We start from the raw sequence: 19456 nt of genomic DNA, 5'->3' as shown, positions 1-19456 counted from the left end.
TCTGCGCCTCCTCGGTCTGTGCCTCGGCGCAGCGTTCGGGGCGGTTCTGGTGCTCTTGGCTTCCGTGCTGCGGAACGGGTGACGGCAGCGGTGGATGTGGCCGGTTTCGGACGATTTGAGCCTCTTAAGTTGATGCTCGTGCGATCAGGCCGAAAGAACAGCGCCCTACCCGGTCGCTCACCACAGAGGTTCCCGTGTCATCTGCACTCTGGTCGGATCGCCCCTTGGGCGTGAAGCTCGCCGCGCTGGTCGGCGCCGGGGCGCTCAGCCTCGGCGTCTTCGGCGTCATCGCCGTGGGGGAGATCGTCGACACCGGCGGTTCCGAGGGAGTCCTGCTGGCGTCCACGACGGCGACGGCGGCGGCGCTGGAGGCCGACATGATGCACGACGCCGTCCGGGCCGACGTCCTGCAGGCATTGCTGGAGGGGCAGGGGTCCCAGTACGACTCCGCCGTCACGGACCTGGCCGAGCACGCCGAGAACCTGCACGCCACCCTTGCTGCCGTCACCGAGTCCGGCCTGGGTCCCGACGTGGCCGCGGCCGTGGACGGCGTCAAGCCCGCCGTCGACGGCTATCTGTCCTCGGCCGAGCAGATCGTCGCGGCCGCCGGGCGCGACGCCACGTCGGCCCGCATCGCCTACCCGGATTTCTTGCAGGCGTTCAAAGCCCTGGAAGAGGAACTGCCCGCTGTGGGCGACGCGATCGCCGCGGTGGCCGAGCGGGCGGACCAGGAGAGCGCTGCGGAGCGGAACTCGGCGGTCACCGCGCTGGTCCTGGTGGCCGGCACGGGGATCCTGCTGCTGTCCGCTCTGGGCTGGGTGATCACCCGCTCGGTGGTCGGTCCGTTGCGGGCCGTCGAGTCGGTGGTAGGCCTTCTGGCCGGCGGCGACCTGCGGGGGACCACCGGGGTCACCAGCAAGGACGAGGTCGGTCGCATCGCCGCGGCACTCGAGGCCTCGATGTCGGACATGCGCTCGGTGATGGCCGGCATCGGCCACACCACGACGACGTTGGCCTCGGCGACCGAGGAGCTGACCGCGACGGCGGAGGACCTGGCGCGGCTGGCGGTGGAGTCGTCGGCACAGAGCGAGGTGGTGGCCAGTGCGGCCGGGCAGGTCTCGACGAACGTGCAGACGGTGTCGGCGGGGTCGGAGCAGATGGGCTCGTCGATCCGGGAGATCGCGCAGAACGCCACCGAGGTGGCCCGGGTGGCCGCGCAGGCGGTGACCGTCGCAGACCACACCAACTCGCAGGTCGCAAAGCTGGGTGAGTCCTCGCTGGAGATCGCCAGTGTCGTCAAGGTGATCACCAGCATCGCCGAGCAGACCAACCTGCTGGCGCTCAACGCCACCATCGAGGCCGCGCGGGCCGGGGAGGCCGGCAAGGGCTTCGCCGTCGTCGCCAACGAGGTCAAGGAGCTGGCTCAGGAGACCGCCAAGGCGACGCAGGACATCACCGCCCGGGTGGAGGCCATCCAGTCCGACACCGACGGGGCGGTGCAGGCCATCACGGAGATCTCCTCCATCATCGGCCTGATCAACGACTCGCAGAGCACCATCGCCGCCGCCGTGGAGGAGCAGACCGCGACCACCACGGAGATGAATCGCAACGTGTCCGAGGCGGCGCTGTCCGCCGGCCAGATCGCCGAGAACATCGAGTCGGTGGCGAGAGCCACGGCTTCCACCACGCGGGCGATGTCCGAGGCCCGCGGTGCGATCGACGACGCCGCCCGGATGGCCGCCAGCCTGCACAGCGCGGTGGCGAAGTTCCGGTACTGACCCGCTACCGGAGCGGCCCGAGGAGGCGGCGGCGGTGGGGCCTCCACCGCCGCCGCGCTCCCGGGAGCTCCACAGCGGCAGGGCGTGGGCGTCCTCCTCGCCGTCGATGGCCTCGCCCGTGGCGACGGGACCCGGTGACTCGGAGAACGGCCCGGTGCGCCCTCGCCCCGGTGGGCGCTGACCTTCAGCTGCGTCGCGCGCGGCCGGGCGTGGGCGTACTCGGCGACCCGCTGCACCACCTGGCGACCGAAGCCCTCCGCCCTGAGACCGCGCGTCGGTCATGAGCCGCGAGGGCATGCAGCCCGGATCGTCCCCGAGTCGTGCAGCATCACGGACCACACGAGCTCTGGTCCTCGTATACGGCCCGGTTCGGGCACCGCGTGGACGTAGGCCTCGGCCAGCGAGATCGCGTTCGGTGCCCGAAGGACGCCTACGGGGGCGCCACCCGCAGGTCGCACACCGCACGCACGTCCTCGGGAGTCACCGGCTCGAGGCGGACGGTGTGGTCGTGCGTCACCAGTGGACCGGCCGGCTCGCGGTCCGCCGTCCCGAACAGCTCGTGGGTCGGCGTCTCGCGCTCGTCGGTCACGGTGGCCTCTGGTGTCAGGACGACGAGCGCCCTGGCCGTCGGCCCCTGGGCCGGGCAAGCTCGGCGTCATGAGGACGTCCCCCGCGTTCCGGAGGCTGGTGCCGTGGCTGGTCGGCTGGATCGCGTTCCAAGCCGTGGTGGCGCTGACCGGCCTGGCGGCGCGGCGGAAGAACCTCGGCGACGAGAGCTCGACCAGTATCCGGCGCGTACTCACCCACAACGGCCTGGAGCTGCACCCGAGGAACCCGGCGCTGTCCCGGGTCCGCGTCGACCTCGCCATGGCGGGGGCGGAGGTCGACCTGACCGCCATCCCGCGGCCGGAGAAGGGGATCGACCTGACGGTGCGAGCCCTGATGGCAGGGATGGCGGTCCGCGTACCCCCGGACTGGCGGGTGTGGTGGCGCTTCCGCGGTGTCGGCGGCATAGGCGCGGACGGAGTCGTCCAGCGAACCCATGACGAGCACGCCGCCGACCTGCGGGTGCACGCCCGGGTGCTCTTCGGCGGCATCGGCATCGAGGCCGGCTGACCTCAGCAGAAGCCCGGAGTGCCCTGCCAGGCGATGTCGGCGGGCGCCGCGTCGTCGCGCAGCACCGTGCCCTCGATGAGCCCGTAGGGACGGTCGTCGGCGTGGTAGACGACCGGGCCGGATCCATCGGGGGCGTTGTCCAGCCCGAAGGCGGACAGATCCTGCAGGAAGTGGTGCCTGTTCGGCATCGACATCCGGATCTCCGCCACGCAGGGGTTCTGCTCGAGCACCGCCTCGCCCATGGCGTAGAGGGACTGCTGGAGGGCGAGCGAGTGGGTCGCGGCGAACGTCTCGAGCAGCGCCGTCCGGACGCGGGCGAACGTGGCGTCGAAGTCGACGTCGGTGGCCGTGTACCGCCAGCGCGCGGTGACGGCCGTGGCCAGGATCCGGTCCCGCGTCTCGGCCAGGGTCGTGTATCGGTCGCGGGGGAAGCCGCGGAACTCCGAGCCCGTGGTCTTGAGGACGACGAGGTCGCCGAGCCCGGCCAGCACGTGCGCGTGGTCGCCGTCGACGGTGACCACCGCCGTTCGCACCTCGCTCCCCGCCCGGCGGAAGGAGTGGTCGTGCTCGGCACCCCCGACGGAGATCCGCTCCCAGCCGTAGGACTCGACCGCCACCCGGGCACCGGTGATCCAGTCGTAGGAGCCGGCGAAGTGGCGGGCCAGTCGCAGGCCGAAGTCCTCCGGGGATCCCACGCCCTGCCGCGCGAAGGCGAACACGGTGTTCTTCTGGGTGTCCGTCGTCAGGACGTGGCCGTTGTCACCGGCCGTGTGCGCGGCGGTGAAGTCGCCCCGCAGGCTGGAGCTGACATTGAGGTCGACCAGGGAGTGCCGGGAGGACCTGCGGTCGACCGCGACGACCCGGACCTCCGCCTTCCCGTACTGGTTGGGCCCGAGCAGGATCGCCATGCGGGGCACTGTTGCACGTGGAACCTTGCGGGAGTGGGTCCTTCTTCAGCTCCCGCGGTACGTCGAGTACGCGAAGGGCGCCAGCAGCAGCGGCACGTGGTGGTGCTCGGCGGGCTCCTGCACCACGAAGGCGACCACCACCTCCGGGTAGAAGGCCTCCCGCCCCTGCTCGGCGAACCATGGCCCGGTGGCGAACACCAGCCGGTGGGTGCCCACGCCGGTCGCGGCCTCCACCAGCCGGCAACGGCCGTCCCGGTCGGTGACGCCGTCGGCGAGCAGGTCCTCGCCGGCGAACAGCCGGACGGCGATGCCCGCGGCCGGCCGGCCGAGCACGGCGTCCAGCACGTGGGTGCTGACGCTCATGACACCAGCTCCCGCACCCGGATCGCCGAGATCTGCGCCAGCTGCTCGGTGACCTCGGCCCGCTCGGCGTCCTCGTCGTTGCCCAGCCGGCGCCGCAGCTCGGCCAGCATCTCGTCGGGTGTGCGGCCCGAGGCGCGGATCAGGAACACGTGGTCGAAGCGCTCCTCGTAGCGGCGGTTGCCCTCCAGCAGGGCCGCACGGGTGCCGGCGTCGGCGTTCGCCATCGAGCTCTGCTCCCGGCGCGAGGACTCAGCCTCCGCCGACGTCCCCTCCACGCGGTCGCCGATCCGCGGATGCGCGGCGAGGGCGACCACGACGTCGTCCCACGGCAGCGCGCGGGCGACCTCCTCGGCGCGGGCCACGAGCGTCTCGACGTCCCGGTAGGGCCGGCCGGCCACGATCTCCGCGGCGAAGCGCGGCGCGGCGTTGCACGTGCGCAGTGCCTGGACGGCCCGGTCGGCGGGCTCGTCGTTGAACTCGTCGAGTGCGGCCACGGTGAGAGGATGCCAATCCGGCGGAGCAACGGCGAGGGACGGCGGAATGGCTGACGTGCGGGTGGCGGGGCCGTGACCGTGCCCGAGGAGGTCTACGCCGAGCTGGACCGGCGGCTGGGGCCCGTCGACGACGCCCGGCTGGCCGCGTATCCGGGGGAGCGGCCGGACCGGCAGCCGGTGCACACCTGCTACGTGCCCGCCGACGCCGTCGTCCCCGGGCTCGCGGGGGAGTGGGGCGCGGCCGCCCTGGCCGCCCTCGAGGAGCACGGCCTGCCCGACCTCGGGCTCGACCCGGCGCTGGTCGAGGAGGTCCTCCCACGGGTGCGGGCCAAGCTGGCCACCGAACCGGTGGAGGACCTGCGGGTCGACGCCGAGGACGGCTACCGCCGCGGCCCCGAGTCCGAGGACGACGACGTCCGTCGCGCGGCGGAGGCGCTGCGTGGCGACCTGCGCGCGGGCACGGCCCCGCCCTCCGTGGGCATCCGGGCCAAGTCCCTGGAGGGCCCGACCCGGCGGCGCGGCGTCCGGACCCTGGACCTCTTCCTGGCGACCCTGGCGCCGCTTCCTGTACCGGAGGCTGCGCGGGGGCCCGCCGCTTCCGGTACGGGAAGCGGGACGTCGGTCGCCGTGACGCTGCCGAAGGTGACCGCCGTCGAGCAGGTGCGCGCCTTCCTGCCCGTGCTCGACGCCCTGGAGGACGCCCACGGGGTCCGGCTGGCGCTGGAGCTGCAGGTGGAGACGCCGCAGGCGGTCCTCGGCCCGGACGGCGCGGCCACCCTGGCGCGGATGGTGCACGCCGCGGGCAGCCGGCTGACCGGCCTGCACTACGGCACCTACGACTACAGCGCGTCGCTCGGGATCGCCGCGGCCCACCAGTCCTCCGACCATCCGGCCGCCGACCACGCCAAGCAGCTCATGCAGGTCGCCGTCGCGGGAACCGGCGCGCGGGCCGTCGACGGCTCGACGAACGTGCTGCCGGTCGGCCCCCGGGCGGAGGTGCACGCCGCCTGGCGACGGCACGCCGGCCTGGTGCGCCGAGCCCTGGAGCGCGGCTTCTACCAGGGGTGGGACCTGCACCCCGCCCAGCTGGTCACGCGGTACGTCGCCACCTACGCCTTCTTCCGGTCGGCGCTGCCCGCCGCCGCCGGCCGGCTGGCCGCCTACCTGGACCGGCGGGACGCGGGCGTGCTCGACGAGCCGGCGACGGCACGGGCCCTGGCGTCCGTCGTGCTCCGCGGCCTGGACTGCGGCGCCGTGGACGAGGAGGACCTCCGCGTCGCCGGCGGACCGGAGCGGGGGGTGCTGGACAGGCTGGCCGGCCGGTGGCCGGGGGGAGCCTGAGCGGCCGCCGATCGTCGCCCGGCCCGCCGACGGACGTCGGCGGGGCCCGCACGAGAGGGTCCGGAATGACCACGCTGCCCGCGGCCGTCTGCTCGACCGAGGCGGAGCTCGAGTTCGACCGTCAGGTCGACGCGCTCGTCATGACCGGTCTGCCGGAGGAGCTCGACCTGGCCGAGTCCTGCTTCCGGGCACTGGTCGAGCCGCTGCGCGACCTGCTGCCGGAGGTGCGGGGGACGGAGGACGGCATCCCGTTCGTCGTCGTCGTCCCGAACCTGCCCGCCGTGACCGTGCTCGAGGCCGTGCACACCCTCGGTGGCGCCGGCTTCACCACGATGGCCGACGACGACCTGGCCGGTTTCCGGCCGCTGCCCGAGCTCGGCGTGCCGGCCGGCCCCTACCTGGTGCTCGACGTCGACCCCGGCGGCGGCACCCTCGGTGTCCCGCCCCGTGACGTGCTGCCCCGGATGACGGCGGCGGGCCGCAGCCCGCTCACCGTCGCCGAGGGCCTGGCCGTGCTGGTGTCCGACCCGGCGTGCTGCGAGGGCGCAACTGCTTCTCGCTGGCCGGCTCACGGGCCGGTGACGAGCGCGTGCCGGCGCTGTGGACGAGCGCCCGCCGTCCGCGCCTGGGGTGGTGCTACGAGGGTGCACCACACGGCTGGCTGGGGACCGCCTCCTGCGCCGGCCGGCGGTGCGCACCTCCCCTGATGTGAGCGCTCACGCCCCGGTGGGGGGTCGCCGACCTGCATGTCTCAGAATGGACCCTCACATCGACCGGCCGGGCCGGTCCCGGAGCACTGCGGAGGCCTGGTGGAGGGATCCGCGACGGAGTGCTCGTCGCCGGCGTCCCCGGGCCGGCGTGCCGGCACCGGCGCGCGGCCGGTGACCCACGGCCACGCCGCGGCCGTCGTGGGCAGCGAGGCGGAGCTGCTGGCCGTCGCGCTGCCCTTCCTCGACGCCGGGCTGCGCGCGGGTGATCTCGTGGTGCTGACCTGCCCGTCCGCGACGGCCGAGCTGGTGTCCCGCGAGCTGGGCGAGAAGGCGGGCGCAGTGGAGTCCGACCTCCGCATGAGCCTGCTGGGTGCCCGCGCGCCGGACGCGCTCACCACGTGCCGCCGCTACCTGGAGCGCGCGCAGGAGGCGGGGTCGGGGCGGCTCCGGGTGCTGGCCGACGTCGACTTCGGGGAGGATCCGGCCAACTGGCGTGAAGGTCAGCGCTTCGAGTCGATCTTCAACCGGTTCATGGGTGATGCGCCCGTCGACGTGGTCTGCCTCTACGACCGCCGCCGGCTGCCCGCTCCCGTCGTCGACAGCGCCCCCCTCACCCATCCGCTCCTCGCCGACGGCTCCGGCCGGACGGCCAGCCCGTCGTTCCAGGACCCGGGCACCTACGTCCCGTCGCTGCCCCTGCCGCGCGCGCCGGTCGAGGACGGTAAGCCGGTGTTCGCCGTCGACGACGTCCGGACGCTCGCCGGCCTGCGTCACCAGCTCGGCGCGGTGATCGCCTCCCTCGTGCCCGACCGGGACCAGCAGGAGGACCTGCACCTGGCGGCCAGCGAGATCGCCGCCAACGCGTTCCGGCACGGCGCACGGCCGGTGTCGGCCCGTGTCTGGGGCGACGGCGATCGCATCGTCTGCGTGATCTCCGACGGCGGCACCTCCTACGGCGATCCGCTGAGCGGCTTCGTCCCGGCGCACGGGCTCGATCTCTCCCGCGGGGGCATGGGTCTGTGGCTGGCCCGCAAGCTGTGGGACCACGTCGACGTCCTGCCCGGGCCCGCCGGCCTGAGCGTGCGGCTGAGCACCCGGCTGCGCTGACCGTCGCGGGTCGTCCTTGACGGGCCGATGCCTCACTGCTGAGGTTCCCGGGTGATCGTGGTGACGGCCGCCGGTGGGCGGACCGGCGCCGCCGTGGTGCACGCCCTGTGGGCACGGCGGAAGCGAGTGCGCGCGCTCGTGGGACGTACCGCGCCCCGGCCGGAGCTCACCGCCCTGAGCGCCGAGGTGGCGGCCGTCGACCTCACGGACGCGGCGACGGTGGAGCCGCTGCTCGCCGGTGCCGACGCCCTCTACCTCATCTGGCCGAACTTCCACCCGCAGGAGACCGCCGGTGCGGTCGCGCTGCTGGCCGCTGCCCGCCGGGCCGGGGTCGCCCGGGTGGTCTACCACTCGGTGCTGCGGCCGCAGGCCCGGGCGATGCCGCACCACGCCGCCAAGGACCTGGTGGAGGAGGCCCTCGACGCGAGCGGGCTGCGCTGGCGGGTGCTGCAACCGTGCGCCTACGCCCAGAACCTGGACGGGCAGCTGGCCGACGCGGCGACCGCCGGGGTCCTCCGCAGCCCGTGGGGGCTCCGGCAGGGGCAGTCCCTCGTCGACCTCCGCGACGTCGCCGACGCGGCGGCCGTGCTGCTCACCGAGGACGGGCTGGACGGCGGCACCTTCGAGGCGGCGGGACCCGAGCCGCTGACCGCTCCGCAGATCGCCGCGGTCATGGGGACGCGTCTGGGCCGGGAGGTGCGGGCGGTCGACGTCGTCCCGGACGGACCGGTCCCACCACCGGAGCAGTACGCCGCGCGCTGCCGCCGGCTGATGTTCGACCACTACCGGGCGCACGGCTTCGCGGGCAGCCCCCGGGTGCTGGAGGCGCTCCTCGACCGGCCCCCGCGCATCTTCGCCGACCACGTGGCGTCACTGGAGCTGCCGGGCGGAGCGGGCGAACTACCGTGAGCGACGTGGAGGACGCGGTCGACCGGATCCTGGCGCAGTGGGAGCGGGAGCGACCGGACCTCGACTGCTCGCCGATGGGGGTGATCGGCCGGATCACGCAGCTGCAGCGCGAGGTGTTCCTGGCCCAACGGGCGACGTTCGCGCGGCACGGTCTCGATGCGCCGTCCTTCGACGTGCTGGCGGCCCTGCGGCGCGCCGGCCCCCCGTACCAGCTGACCCCGACGGCGCTGATGCGCACCGCGCTGGTGACCTCCGGGGCGATCACCCAGCGGCTGGACCGGCTCGAGGAGAAGGGCCTCATCACCCGGGAGCGCAGCGAGGCCGACGGTCGCGCGGTGGTCGTGACCCTGACCGACGCCGGCCGCGCCGCGCTGGACGCCGCGCTCCCCGATCACCTGGAGACCGAGCGGGAGCTGCTCGACGGGCTCTCCGAGGCCGATCGCGACCAGCTCGCCGACCTGCTGCGGCGGCTGCTGGTGGCCCGCGGACGGGTTCCGCAGGACCCCCCGGGCCGCTAGCCCCGCTGGCGGGGGAGGCCGTCGAGCAGCGTGCGGGCGTCCTTGCCCCCGCGCTTGGCGCCGTACATCGCGGTGTCCGCGCTGTGCAGCAGCCGCTCCGCCGTGTCCCCCGGCGCCCCGAGCGAGCCACCGATGCTCGCGGTCACCGACACCGTCGTCCCGGTCAGCTCCATCGGGGCCCGCACGGCGGCCAGCAGCCGGTCGGCGACGTCCCGCAGCCGGTCGCCGTCGGCCTCGGCGAGCAGGACGGCGAACTCGTCGCCACCGAGCCGGGCCACGACGTCGTCGGCGCGCACGTCGGCGGTCAGCCGGGCGGCCACGGTGACCAGCAGCTCGTCGCCGGCGGCGTGGCCGAGGGTGTCGTTCACGGTCTTGAAGTCGTCGATGTCGACGAAGAGCACGGCCGGCGGCGCGGCCGGGTCGATCGTCGCCGTGGCGGCGGCCAGCCGGTCGGAGAAGGCCGTCCGGTTCAGCAGCCCGGTCAGCGGGTCGGTCGTCGCCTGGCGGCGCAGCTCCTCCTCGAAGAGCTTGCGGTCGGTCACCTCCCGGAAGTTGACCACCCAGCCCTCGACGCCGACCGCGTCGATCCGGCCGCTGATGCGCACCTCGACCCACCGGGTGCCGCCGGAGCTGTGCTGCACACGGATGTCGGTGTCGACGAAGCCCGCGCCCATGCTCCCGGCCTCACCCGCGGCGGCGACGGCCGCGCGCAGCCGGGGCTGGTCGCGAGGATCGGCCAGCGCGATGGCGTGGCGGCCCACGTACTCGGCGGGGGGACGGCCGAGGAGCGACTCCACGGCCGGGCTGATGTAGGTGATCGCGCCGCGGCCGTCGACGATGGCGATCACGTCGGCGGCGTTGTCGAGCAGCAGCTGGAGGCGGGCCTCGCTCGCGGCGGCGGCGGCCCGGGCGCCTTCCCGCTGGCGGTTCATCGAGGCGAGCCGCCACAGCGCCACGGTGGTGAGCAGCGTGCTGCCGGCGGCGAGGACGTAGCCGACACCGCCGTCCCGGACGCCGACGAGCAGCAGCAGCACCGGACTGATCAGCAGCGCCGCGCAGAGGCCGAGGAGCCGGCCGGTCGTGACCTGCTGGGCCGACGCGGCCGGCAGCCCCAGCCGGGCCACCGAGGGGTGCCGGCCGGCCAGGACGAGCCCCGCGACGGCGAGCTGGGGCAGCTCTCCGACGAAGGGCAGGTCCGCGAAGACCCCGGAGAGGAAGGGTCCGCCGTAGCCGACGGCGGTGAGAGCCCCCGCGGCGAGGAGCGCCAGGGCGCTGACCGAGCGCCCGTTGTCGGGCATGGCCAGCGGGATGCACACCACGAGGACCAGGGCGGTGAACAGGGGAGCACCGACCCCCTTCTCGCTGAACTGGCCGCCGACGCCGTCGGAGAACGCGAGGACGAGCAGGCCGGCTGCCAGGAGGAGGGAGGTCGTGTCGGCCCACGCCTCGCCGTCCCGCCGGCGGCGGCCGGCCGCGAGCTGGCCCAGGGCCGCGACCACCAGCGCGCCGTAGGCGGCGATGTCGAGCCACGACTCGATCCGAGCGAAGGTCCCGGAGCCGATCCCCAGGTTCGGAGGTATCTCGGCCGCGGTGCTGACGGCGAAGAGCGCCAGCGTGGCCGCGAGCCCGCGCCAGGCGAACGCACTGATGACGCGGTGCCGGTTCAGCGCGCAGGACACGGCAGCGAGTCCCAGCCCGAACAGCATGATCTCCGTGGCGGAGCGCGCGACGCCCGCGGGGACGACGGTCGCCATGAGGACCACGACCGCTGCCGCGACGGACGCGTGACCCCAAGCCCGTGCCGCGGTCGCCGGCGGCTCCGGCTCCGCGCCCTCGGGACGGCGTCCGGCGTCGGCGGTGGTCACCTCCTCCCATCGACACCCGCGTCACGGTCCTTGATCGGCTCACCCGTGCGGGGGATGCGCCCGTGGCCTGGGCGTTCAGGGGATCGGCGGGAGGTCCTCCGGGCGCAGGTCCGGGCGCACCCGCAGGAACCGCAGCGGGTGGCGGAACACCCCGGCCTGCAGTGCGGCGTCGGCGCTCACCTCGACGACGACGGCCGGCTCCACCCGGGTGAGCGCCACCGACAGCCGGCCTCCGCCGAAGCGTCCGGTGCCGATGCGGTCGGGCCACGGGTGATCACCCCGGGCGGGGGTGAGGACGGCGGCCAGCTCCGCGGCCTGCCGCGGCGAGAGCGGGCTCGTCCGCCCCACGACGACCAGCCCGCCGTCCCGGTAGCGCCCGGCGACCAGCTGGCTGGGCCGCTCGATCGGTCCGATGACCCCGCCGGCGAGCACCTCGGTGGTCTCCCACGACTTGACCTTGAGCCACTCGCGGCGTCCCGGGGCGTAGCGGGTGCCCAGCCCCTTGGCGACCAGCCCCTCCACCCCGGCTGGGCGGTAGTCGTCGAACCACGTGCGTGCCTCCGCCGGATCGGTCGTGGCCGGCGAGAGCTGCAGAGGCGGCGCCCAACGGGTCGCCAGGTCCTCCAGGGCGGCGCGGCGCCGGTTCAGCTTCCGGTCGCGCAGGTCGGCGCCGCCCGCGGCCAGCAGGTCGAAGGCGACGTAGGAGGCCGGGTGCGCGGCGGCCAGGGCCGGGATCCGCCCGGCCGGGCTGACCATGCGCTGCTGCAGGAGGCCGAAGTCCAGCCGCGAGCCGTTCCAGATGACGACCTCGCCGTCGAGGACCGTGCCCGCCGGCACCTGGGCGACGGCGGCGGCGACGACGTCGGGGAAGCGGTCGGTCAGGTCCCGGCCCTGCTTGGACCACACGCGCGTGGACGCGCCGGTGCGGACGACGACCAGCCGGTAGCCGTCCCACTTCGGCTCGTACAGGCACCCGCCGGGCAGCGCCGTCGCGGAAGGGATGGTCCGCACCGGCTTGGCCAGCTCCACCGCCACCGGCCCGGCCAGCTCCGGCGGCAGGCCGGGCAGGCCGGGGACGGACAGAGGCACCCGGACAGCCTGCTGGGTGCCCCGGGCCGGTGCAGCCCGCAGGCGGTCGCCGTCACCCGAACGAGACCTGGGTCAGCGTGCCGCTGACTCCAGGTGACCGGCGAGCGTGGCGGCGAAGCCCTCGGCCACCGCCAGCTGTTCGCGCAGCGCCCGCACGCGGGCGGTGGCCGCTTCGTGGAACATCCGCAGCCGGTCGGTCGCTCCGGCGTCCCCGGGAGCGGCCGCGAGGTCGGCGAGCAGGGTGAGCAGCTGCTGCATCTCCTCCAGCGAGAAGCCGAGCGGCTTCATCCGCTTGATGAGCCCGAGGCGGGCCACGTCGTCCTCGCTGTAGAGGCGGAAGCCACCTCCGGTGCGGCTGGTGGGCCGCACCAGCCCGTTCTCCTCGTAGAAGCGGATGGTGCGCAGGCTCAGCCCGGTGCGTTCCGCGACCTGGCCGATCTGGAGCAGTACCTCCCGCTCGGCGCGGTCCATCAGTGCGCGCCCGCCAGCTGACCGGTGTGCCGCTGGTACCGGTCGAAGGAGTTGTCGTTGAGCCCGACGATCTCCACGTGCTTGCCCCGGGTCGCGTACTTGTGCGTGATGGCGTCCAGCGCGGCGACGGTGGAGGCGTCCCAGACGTGGGCGCTCGACAGGTCGACGACCACGCGCTCCGGGTCGTCGGCGTACTGGAACTGGGTGTACAGGTCGTTGCTCGACGCGAAGAACAGGGCTCCGTCGACCGAGTAGCGGACGGTGCCGTCGGGCTCCGTGACGCGGGTGACCTGGACGAGGTGGGCGATGCGCTGGGCGAACAGGACGCAGGCGACCAGCACGCCGACGCCGACACCGATGGCCAGGTTGTGGGTGGCCAGCGTGACCGCCACCGTCGAGAGCATCACGGTGGTCTCGCTCTTGGGCATCCGGTGGAGGGTGCGGAGGCTGTGCCAGTCGAAGGTGGCGATCGACACGAAGATCATGACCGCGACCAGGGCGGCCATCGGGATGATGCTCACGACGTCGCCGAGCGCGACGACGAGGACCAGCAGGAACGCGCCGGCGAGGAAGGTCGAGAGCCGGGTACGTGCGCCGGACTTCACGTTGATCATCGTCTGGCCGATCATGGCGCAGCCGCCCATGCCGCCGAAGAAGCCGGTGACGATGTTGGCCACACCCTGGCCCCAGGACTCGCGGGTCTTGTCCGAGTGGGTGTCGGTGATGTCGTCGACCAGCTTCGCCGTCATCAGCGACTCCATGAGGCCGACGAAGGCCACGCCGAGGGCGTAGGGCGCGATGATCCGGAGCGTCTCGAGCGTGAGCGGTACGTCGGGCAGGACCAGGAACGGCAGGCTGTCGGGCAGCTCGCCCTCGCCGCCGACGTCGGGCAGGTCCCAGCCGACCGCCACGGTCAGCGTCGTCAGCACGATGATCGCCACCAACGGCGCCGGGACGGCGGTGGTGAGGCGGGGCAGCAGGAAGATGATCGCCAGGCCCGCGGCCACCATGGGGTAGACCAGCCACGGGACGCCGATCAGCTGAGGCAGCTGCGCGCTGAAGATCAGGATCGCCAGGGCGTTGACGAAGCCCACCATGACGCTGCGCGGGATGAACCGCATCAGGCGCGCGACGCCCGCCGCGGCCAGCAGGATCTGGAAGACACCACCGAGGACGACCGCGGCCAGCAGGTACTCCAGCCCGTGCTCGGCCGCCAGCGGCGCGATCACCAGGGCGATCGCGCCCGTCGCGGCGCTGATCATGGCCGGCCGGCCGCCGGTGAAGGCGATGACCACCGCCATCGTGAAGGACGCGAAGAGGCCGACCCGGGGATCCACCCCGGCGAGGATCGAGAAGCTGATCGCCTCGGGGATCAGCGCCAGCGCGACGACGAGACCGGCGAGCATCTCGGTGCGGGCCACGGCCGGGGACAGCCAGGCCGGACGGGTCGGACGGGGAAAGGGCAGAACTCGGGACATACCACCGGATTCCGTCGATCGCGCTCGGCGCGGGCGGGCGGTCCCCGGCGACGGTGGCGGGGCGGTCCCTGTCAGTCTCCCGGCGACTCGACCCTCACGTAAGGGAAGAGTGGCGAGTCCTTGCTCACCTCCGCCGGATCAGCGGGCCGGGACGCCGGCGTCCCGGCTCACCATCAGCAGGCTGTAGGCGGCAAGGGACGGCGCGTCGGTGAACCGGCCGTCGCCGATCATGGCGCGCAGCTCCGCCTCCGCGACATGGGCCGTGCGCATGTCCGCCTCCGAGGCCTCCCGTGCGGTCGGCCCGGCCAGCAGGTCCGTGGCGAACCACACGTCGAACCGCTGGGTCACGAGGCCCGGGGCGAGGTCCAGACGGCCCAGGTGGCGCAGCCCGGCGGCGCGCAGGCCGGTCTCCTCGGCCAGCTCCGTCCGGGCCAGCTCCTCGGGGGTGCCGCTGCTGCCCGAGGTCCAGGTGCCCTGGGGGAACTCCCAGGTCCGCCGGCCGACCGGGTGCCGGTACTGCTCCACCAGCCAGAACCCGTTCCGTTCCGCCGGCAGGACCAGCGCGAAATCGGGTCGCTCGACCACCCCGTAGACGCTGGTCGACCCGTCCGGGAGCTCCACGACGTCCTCGCGGACGCGGGTCCACGGGTTCCGGTAGACCTCTCGGCTGCTCGTCGTCCGCACCGCCCGAGCCTGCCAGACCGGTGTCACGATGGATGGCGATGACCGAACGGAAGCCGCCCGGGATGTCCTTCCGGACGTGGGTGGACCACCAGATCTCGCGGGGGATCGAGCGGGGCGACTTCACCGCGCCGGAGGGCACCGGCCAGCCGCTGCCCCAGCGGTCGGCCGCCGATGACGCCTACGAGTGGGTCGTCCAGAAGGCGCGGCGCGAGGGCATCGACCCGGCGGACATGCTGCCGCCTGGCCTCGCCCTGAGACGGGAGCGCGACGGGCTGCCCGACCGCGCGGCTCGGCTGGCCTCCGAGGCGGAGGTCCGGGCGCTGGCCGAGGACTACAACGCCCGCGTGGAGGCATTCTGGCGCCGGCCGCAGGAGAGCCGCTGGTCGCCCGTCCCCGGGCTGGCCGACGTCGAGGCGCTGGTCGCCGGCTGGCGGTCGGCCCGTCCGGAACCCCCGCCGGTCCCCCCGGGACCGCCCGCGCCGGCCCGCCGCCGTCGGTTCCGCCTCTTCTCCCGACGATCATGACTTCTCCCGGTCATGACGGTGCGGTGGCGACGCCCCGCTGACCGGCGGGTGTCGCCGCGGCGAGGTCATGATCGGCCCGGTCGGCCGGAGCCGGCCGTATCCGCGGAACGCTCCCGGCTCTCTTGACCCGTGCACCGGTCGGGAGAACCGTGAGTGCGCCCGGCCATCGGCCGCAGGAGGTCGTCATGACCCGCTCGACGCTCGTCCGCTCCGTGTTCGGTGCCCTCCTGGCGGTGCAGCTCACCGCCTGTGGCGGGGGCGACACCGGCGTCGACGAGGCGGCGGCCGCGGCCGGGGCGTCCTCCGAGCAGCAGACCGAGGAGGAGTCGTCCCCGTCCGCCGACGAAGAGGACGACGGCGCGGGCGAGGGCTCGGGCGGCGGCACGGGCGATTCCGGCGGTACGGACGGTGACGGCGGGGGGAACCCGGGCGGTCCGGGTGACGGCGGGGACGGCGACGGGGACGGCGGTGCACAGGGCGGCGGCAACCCCGGCGCGCCCGGTGACGTCGCCGTCTTCGAGGAGGGGGGCGTCCCCTTCAGCGTCCTGAAGGCAAGCGCCGCGACGAAGTGCGCGGGCGGGGTCTGCCGCCTCCTGCCCCCGGTGGTCGTCGCCGGCGATCCCGATGACGTCGGCGGCGTGGATCAGTGCCTGATCCGCGAGCAGTCCGACATCTCCTACGACCCGCCGGCGCAGGACGGCTTCTTCCAGCGGGGGGCCAGCGTGACCGCGCGGGTCGACTGCACCGGGGACGACGGTTCGGGCGGCGACGAGTCGGACGGCGGCGACGGCTCCGGGGGTGACGGGACGGACGGCGGCGACGGCTCCGGTGGCGACGGCTCCGGTGGCGACGGCTCGGGTGGCGACGGCTCGGGTGGCGACGGGTCGGGTGGCGGCGGGTCGGACGGCGGCGACGGCTCGCAGGGCGGTGACGGCTCCGGTGGTTCCGGCGACGGCTCGGACGACGGCTCGGACGACGGCTCCGGTGGGGACGGCTCGGACGGGGCCGACGAGCCGAACGGTTCCGACGACCAGCAGCAGCCGTAGCCCGCGGACATGGCACCTCAGGCCGGGAACGCGTCGGCCCCGTGACCGCGACGGAGGCCGGGCCGCACGCCGAGGCGCCCCGCCATCCCCCGGCCCGTCCCCCGGCGGTGGACTCGGAGGACCGGGCGGTCGCCGCCGACACCGCCGCACCGCCGCCGGAGGAGCTGGGCGCGGGCGACGCCCTGCCACGGCTGCTCAAGGTGGTCGGCGGGGTCGTCGCCCCGACGTCCCTGCTGACCGCCCTGCTCTTCTACTTCGGCCGCAGCCGGAGCGCGGGCTACTACCGCTATTTCCGGGTGAACTCCACCGTCCTGGACCTCACCACCAACGACTACCTGTTCTCCGGCGTCGACGGCCTGTTCGTGCCCATCGCGGTGACCTGCCTGCTCGCGCTGGTCTGCGTCTGGCTGCACCGCCTGCTGCTGACCCGGGTGCCGGGGGAGGCCCGCCGCCTCGCCGTGCGGGTGCTCGTCCCTGCGGCCGCGCTGTCCGGGGCGGTGCTGGTCACCCTGGCGTTCCTCGACCTGCTCACCGAGGGGGACCTCTTCGGCGCCAACTCGCCGACCGGCGGGGTCTGCCTGGCGGTCGGCGTCGTCCTGCTGCTCTACGCGGTGCGGCTGTTCCGGCTGTCGCTGCCGCCCGTCGGTCCGGTGGTCCGGCGGCGCTCCGAGGCGACCGGCCTGGCCGAGTGGGGCGCCGGCTTCCTGCTCGTGAGCATCGGGCTGTTCTGGGCCGCGGACGGATACGCGTTCGGCGTCGGCACGGGCGGGGCCATGACGCTCCACCGGGCGCTGCCCACCGTTCCCGAAGCCGTCGTCTACAGCGAGCGGAGCCTGAGCCTGGGCATCGAGGGGGTGACCGAGGTCCGCTGCGCGGATCCGGAGGCCGCCTACCGCTTCCGGTACACGGGGCTGCGGCTGGTGCGCCAGGCCGGCAACCAGTACCTGCTGCTGCCGGCGACGTGGACCCGCGACGAGGGCACCGCCGTGCTGATCCCGCGCAGCGCCGGGGTGCGGCTGGAGTTCCGGGCGCCGACGACGGCCGGCGACGGCTGCTGAGCCCCGGAGGACCCCGCAGCCGTCGCCATCGGATCAGGGCTGGGCGGGCACCCGGTCCAGGAAGCCGAGGACCGTACGGATCCGTCCCTCGTCGTCGACCACGGCGACGTCGGACCCGGCGACGGGGGCCTCCAGGCCGTCCGGGCCGAGCTCCCAGGTGAACCGCACCTGGTCGTGGTGGGCGTCCACCGGCCCGGCGAGCCGGAAGCGGAAGCCGGGGAACTGCTCCTGCACGGCGACGATCACCGCGTCGAGCGCCGGGCGGCCGTCGACCGCGACGAGCGGATCGGTGTAGCGGACGTCCGCGCTGAAGAGCGCTTCCATCGCCGCGGCCCGCGCCGCGGGGTCGGTCTCGTTCCAGGCGGAGAGGTAACGGTCGGCGAGGTCGGTGGTGGCGGGCACGGCAGGTCTCCTGTTCGGATCGGGCGGGATCAGGACCGGCGGCGGAGGCCGGCGATCTGGAGGGCGGCGAAGGCCGCGACGACCGCGGCCTGGAGGTGGATCCAGACGACGCCCACGACGCTGGGCGACCCCAGGTCGGCGACGGCGACGGCGACGCTGGCGGCGACCCACAGCACGTTGAGGCAGATCACGGCCTCGACCCCGGCGACGGGCACGCGGCCCCGGGAGCCCACGGCCCACACGCCGACGGCGAACAGCACCAGGAAGGCGCCGACGCCGCGCAACGGGCCGGGAGCGAGACCGAGGAGCTCCCCGAGGAACGGGGCCAGAGCCAGGTAGGCGGCTCCGTTGAGGCCGGTGACGACGGCGTCCAGACGGAGCGCGAGCGTCAGGAGGGGCGGGGCGGTGGGGGCGGTGGTGGTGGTCATGGCGACCACCGTGCTGCCGCTACCGCGGCCCGTCGATTACCTCTCGGGTAAGCGACGGCGGGACCGGCGGTGGCTAGCGTCCACGCCATGACCGCCGTGGAGACCCGCCCGCACGTGGGCGAGCTGCTGCGCACCTGGCGGCAGCGTCGCCGCCTCAGCCAGCTGGACCTCGCCAGCGATGCCGGCGTCTCCAGCCGGCACCTCAGCTTCGTCGAGACCGGCCGCGCGCGCCCCAGCCGGGAGATGCTGCTGCACCTGGCCGAACAGCTCGACGTGCCGATGCGGGCCCGCAACGAGCTCCTGCTCGCGGCCGGCTTCGCCCCCGTCTTCGGGCGGCGCGGGCTGGACCACCCCGACATGGCCGCCGTCCGGGCGGCACTGGACCTGGTGCTGGTCGCCTACGAGCCGTATCCGGCGGTCGTCATCGACCGCTCGTGGAACCTGGTGTCCGGCAACGGCAGCGTCGCGCTGCTGACCCAGGGCGTCGCACCGGACCTGCTGGCTCCGCCGGCCAACGTGCTCCGGCTGAGCCTGCACCCCGACGGCCTCGCGCCCCGGATCCTCAACCTGCCCGAGTGGCGCCGCCACGTGCTGCACCGGCTGGCCCGCGAGGCCCAGCTGACCGGCGACGCCGAGCTGGCCGCCCTGCACCGGGAGCTCGCCGCGCTGCCCGGCGGCACCGACCGCACGCCGCCGAACGGCATCGCGGTGCCGCTGCGGGTACGGGCCGGTGACCGAGTGCTCAGCTTCCTGAGCACGGTGACCACGTTCGGCACGGCCGTCGACCTCACCGCGGCCGAGCTCAGCATCGAGGCGTTCCTCCCCGCCGACGCCGGCACGGCTGAGGCGCTGCGCCGACCGGCCTGACCTGCTGGTCCCCTGTTCGCCCCTGGCGTAGCGGGGGTCGGCGGGGTCGGGCCCGGGTACGGGGCGGACCTGCGGAGAGGAGGTCGACATGACCGAGGTACCAGGGACCGACCGCGACCAGGCGCGGGAGAACGTCCTCGAGGAGACGCCGTACGCCCCGGAGGACGTCGAGGGTGCCGGCGACGACACCGACCGGCCGGGGGACGAGGGCGTGACCGGCGACGACGCCAAGCCCACCCCCGGCAGCACCGACCCCGTCACCTGAGAGGATCCCGCTGGCCTCCCACCGCTCGCGAGCTC

General features: G+C 74.4%; 22 protein-coding genes and 1 pseudogene. 12 read left to right on the top strand and 11 right to left on the bottom strand.

The genetic code is table 11. From position 1 onward, the window contains the following. Nucleotides 1-230 precede the first annotated feature (230 nt). On the top strand, nt 231-1778 hold the full coding sequence (locus ACFSHS_RS04645) for a methyl-accepting chemotaxis protein (RefSeq protein ID WP_376872473.1): 1548 nt from the start codon (nt 231-233) through the stop codon (nt 1776-1778). 430 nt (nt 1779-2208) lie between these two features. On the opposite strand, the gene ACFSHS_RS04640 is transcribed toward ACFSHS_RS04645, so the two are convergent. Further along, on the bottom strand, nt 2209-2367 hold the full coding sequence (locus tag ACFSHS_RS04640) for a hypothetical protein (RefSeq protein WP_376872365.1): 159 nt from the start codon (nt 2365-2367) through the stop codon (nt 2209-2211). 68 nt (nt 2368-2435) lie between these two features. On the opposite strand from ACFSHS_RS04640, the gene ACFSHS_RS04635 reads away from it, so the two are divergent. Further along, complete coding sequence (locus ACFSHS_RS04635) at nt 2436-2894, top strand: hypothetical protein (RefSeq protein ID WP_376872362.1); 459 nt, start codon at nt 2436-2438, stop codon at nt 2892-2894. Between the two features lie 2 nt (nt 2895-2896). Here ACFSHS_RS04635 and pucL read toward each other — a convergent pair whose 3' ends face one another. From pucL to uraD, 3 genes are read right to left on the bottom strand one after another with little or no spacing between them, the layout of a single operon-like run. Beyond that, on the bottom strand, nt 2897-3802 hold the full coding sequence (gene pucL, locus ACFSHS_RS04630) for a factor-independent urate hydroxylase (protein ID WP_376872359.1): 906 nt from the start codon (nt 3800-3802) through the stop codon (nt 2897-2899). A 45-nt stretch (nt 3803-3847) separates the two neighbouring features. After that, nucleotides 3848-4165 carry a hydroxyisourate hydrolase gene (gene uraH, locus ACFSHS_RS04625; protein ID WP_376872356.1) on the bottom strand — a complete coding sequence of 106 codons (318 nt, stop codon included), beginning with the start codon at nt 4163-4165 and terminating at the stop codon, nt 3848-3850. After that, nucleotides 4162-4659 carry a 2-oxo-4-hydroxy-4-carboxy-5-ureidoimidazoline decarboxylase gene (gene uraD / locus ACFSHS_RS04620; protein WP_376872353.1) on the bottom strand — a complete coding sequence of 166 codons (498 nt, stop codon included), beginning with the start codon at nt 4657-4659 and terminating at the stop codon, nt 4162-4164. Before uraD ends, uraH begins: the two co-directional genes overlap by 4 nt. 72 nt (nt 4660-4731) lie before the next feature. On the opposite strand from uraD, the gene ACFSHS_RS04615 reads away from it, so the two are divergent. The 5 genes and pseudogenes from ACFSHS_RS04615 to ACFSHS_RS04595 all read left to right on the top strand — a co-directional run bounded on the left by ACFSHS_RS04615 (nt 4732) and on the right by ACFSHS_RS04595 (nt 9244). Continuing rightward, complete coding sequence (locus ACFSHS_RS04615; protein ID WP_376872350.1) at nt 4732-6000, top strand: DUF6986 family protein; 1269 nt, start codon at nt 4732-4734, stop codon at nt 5998-6000. Between the two features lie 65 nt (nt 6001-6065). Further along, nucleotides 6066-6712, top strand: a pseudogene (locus ACFSHS_RS04610) (DUF5701 family protein). Nucleotides 6713-6809: 97 nt separating this feature from the next. Beyond that, nucleotides 6810-7817, top strand: coding sequence for an anti-sigma factor RsbA family regulatory protein (locus tag ACFSHS_RS04605; protein WP_376872347.1), 1008 nt, complete (start codon nt 6810-6812; stop codon nt 7815-7817). Between the two features lie 51 nt (nt 7818-7868). After that, a complete protein-coding gene (locus tag ACFSHS_RS04600; protein ID WP_376872345.1) occupies nt 7869-8726 on the top strand; it encodes an SDR family oxidoreductase in 858 nt (285 codons plus the stop codon). A 5-nt stretch (nt 8727-8731) separates the two neighbouring features. Continuing rightward, nucleotides 8732-9244 (top strand): MarR family winged helix-turn-helix transcriptional regulator, encoded by a 513-nt coding sequence (locus ACFSHS_RS04595; RefSeq protein ID WP_376872343.1) that lies wholly within the window; start codon nt 8732-8734, stop codon nt 9242-9244. Here ACFSHS_RS04595 and ACFSHS_RS04590 read toward each other — a convergent pair. The 5 genes from ACFSHS_RS04590 to ACFSHS_RS04570 all read right to left on the bottom strand — a co-directional run bounded on the left by ACFSHS_RS04590 (nt 9241) and on the right by ACFSHS_RS04570 (nt 14831). Further along, nucleotides 9241-11109, bottom strand: a complete 1869-nt coding sequence (locus tag ACFSHS_RS04590) for a diguanylate cyclase domain-containing protein (RefSeq protein ID WP_376872340.1) — start codon at nt 11107-11109, stop codon at nt 9241-9243. The two genes, ACFSHS_RS04595 and ACFSHS_RS04590, sit on opposite strands and share 4 nt — an antisense overlap. 75 nt (nt 11110-11184) lie before the next feature. Next, the gene (locus tag ACFSHS_RS04585; RefSeq protein ID WP_376872338.1) at nt 11185-12198 is read right to left on the bottom strand and encodes an ATP-dependent DNA ligase; all 1014 of its coding nucleotides are present in this window, start codon (nt 12196-12198) and stop codon (nt 11185-11187) included. 72 nt (nt 12199-12270) lie between these two features. Next, a complete protein-coding gene (locus ACFSHS_RS04580) occupies nt 12271-12669 on the bottom strand; it encodes a MerR family transcriptional regulator (protein ID WP_376872336.1) in 399 nt (132 codons plus the stop codon). After that, nucleotides 12669-14147, bottom strand: a complete 1479-nt coding sequence (locus tag ACFSHS_RS04575; protein WP_376872334.1) for a SulP family inorganic anion transporter — start codon at nt 14145-14147, stop codon at nt 12669-12671. Before ACFSHS_RS04575 ends, ACFSHS_RS04580 begins: the two co-directional genes overlap by 1 nt. 138 nt (nt 14148-14285) lie before the next feature. Continuing rightward, complete coding sequence (locus ACFSHS_RS04570) at nt 14286-14831, bottom strand: NUDIX domain-containing protein (RefSeq protein WP_376872332.1); 546 nt, start codon at nt 14829-14831, stop codon at nt 14286-14288. Between the two features lie 38 nt (nt 14832-14869). On the opposite strand from ACFSHS_RS04570, the gene ACFSHS_RS04565 reads away from it, so the two are divergent. The 3 genes from ACFSHS_RS04565 to ACFSHS_RS04555 all read left to right on the top strand — a co-directional run bounded on the left by ACFSHS_RS04565 (nt 14870) and on the right by ACFSHS_RS04555 (nt 17459). Continuing rightward, complete coding sequence (locus ACFSHS_RS04565; RefSeq protein ID WP_376872329.1) at nt 14870-15355, top strand: DnaJ family domain-containing protein; 486 nt, start codon at nt 14870-14872, stop codon at nt 15353-15355. A gap of 185 nt (nt 15356-15540) precedes the next feature. Further along, nucleotides 15541-16401, top strand: coding sequence for a hypothetical protein (locus tag ACFSHS_RS04560; protein ID WP_376872327.1), 861 nt, complete (start codon nt 15541-15543; stop codon nt 16399-16401). 41 nt (nt 16402-16442) lie between these two features. Beyond that, nucleotides 16443-17459 carry a hypothetical protein gene (locus tag ACFSHS_RS04555; RefSeq protein ID WP_376872325.1) on the top strand — a complete coding sequence of 339 codons (1017 nt, stop codon included), beginning with the start codon at nt 16443-16445 and terminating at the stop codon, nt 17457-17459. A 33-nt stretch (nt 17460-17492) separates the two neighbouring features. On the opposite strand, the gene ACFSHS_RS04550 is transcribed toward ACFSHS_RS04555, so the two are convergent. Together ACFSHS_RS04550 and ACFSHS_RS04545 are read right to left on the bottom strand one after the other, a co-directional pair. After that, complete coding sequence (locus tag ACFSHS_RS04550; RefSeq protein WP_376872322.1) at nt 17493-17861, bottom strand: nuclear transport factor 2 family protein; 369 nt, start codon at nt 17859-17861, stop codon at nt 17493-17495. Nucleotides 17862-17890: 29 nt separating this feature from the next. Next, on the bottom strand, nt 17891-18289 hold the full coding sequence (locus ACFSHS_RS04545) for a hypothetical protein (protein ID WP_376872320.1): 399 nt from the start codon (nt 18287-18289) through the stop codon (nt 17891-17893). Nucleotides 18290-18376: 87 nt separating this feature from the next. On the opposite strand from ACFSHS_RS04545, the gene ACFSHS_RS04540 reads away from it, so the two are divergent. Both ACFSHS_RS04540 and ACFSHS_RS04535 read left to right on the top strand, forming a co-directional pair. Next, nucleotides 18377-19156, top strand: a complete 780-nt coding sequence (locus ACFSHS_RS04540; protein WP_376872318.1) for a helix-turn-helix domain-containing protein — start codon at nt 18377-18379, stop codon at nt 19154-19156. A gap of 88 nt (nt 19157-19244) precedes the next feature. Next, nucleotides 19245-19421 carry a hypothetical protein gene (locus ACFSHS_RS04535; protein WP_376872316.1) on the top strand — a complete coding sequence of 59 codons (177 nt, stop codon included), beginning with the start codon at nt 19245-19247 and terminating at the stop codon, nt 19419-19421. Nucleotides 19422-19456 lie beyond the last annotated feature (35 nt).

It is taken from the genome of Blastococcus deserti, assembly GCF_042682525.1.
GTDB lineage: Bacteria > Actinomycetota > Actinomycetes > Mycobacteriales > Geodermatophilaceae > Blastococcus_B > Blastococcus_B deserti.
Note: the sequence above shows the minus strand (reverse complement) of the source record. Positions and strands in the feature narration are given on the sequence as shown.

Excerpts from the sequence above, each read along its gene's own strand:
- ACFSHS_RS04575 (WP_376872334.1), bottom strand. The coding sequence starts at position 14,147 with ATGTCCCGAGTTCTGCCCTTTCCCCGTCCGACCCGTCCGGCCTGGCTG.
- uraH (WP_376872356.1), bottom strand. The coding sequence starts at position 4,165 with ATGAGCGTCAGCACCCACGTGCTGGACGCCGTGCTCGGCCGGCCGGCC.
- ACFSHS_RS04560 (WP_376872327.1), top strand. The coding sequence starts at position 15,541 with ATGACCCGCTCGACGCTCGTCCGCTCCGTGTTCGGTGCCCTCCTGGCG.
- ACFSHS_RS04540 (WP_376872318.1), top strand. The coding sequence starts at position 18,377 with ATGACCGCCGTGGAGACCCGCCCGCACGTGGGCGAGCTGCTGCGCACC.
- ACFSHS_RS04565 (WP_376872329.1), top strand. The coding sequence starts at position 14,870 with ATGACCGAACGGAAGCCGCCCGGGATGTCCTTCCGGACGTGGGTGGAC.
- ACFSHS_RS04635 (WP_376872362.1), top strand. The coding sequence starts at position 2,436 with ATGAGGACGTCCCCCGCGTTCCGGAGGCTGGTGCCGTGGCTGGTCGGC.
- ACFSHS_RS04545 (WP_376872320.1), bottom strand. The coding sequence starts at position 18,289 with ATGACCACCACCACCGCCCCCACCGCCCCGCCCCTCCTGACGCTCGCG.
- ACFSHS_RS04580 (WP_376872336.1), bottom strand. The coding sequence starts at position 12,669 with ATGGACCGCGCCGAGCGGGAGGTACTGCTCCAGATCGGCCAGGTCGCG.
- pucL (WP_376872359.1), bottom strand. The coding sequence starts at position 3,802 with ATGGCGATCCTGCTCGGGCCCAACCAGTACGGGAAGGCGGAGGTCCGG.
- ACFSHS_RS04535 (WP_376872316.1), top strand. The coding sequence starts at position 19,245 with ATGACCGAGGTACCAGGGACCGACCGCGACCAGGCGCGGGAGAACGTC.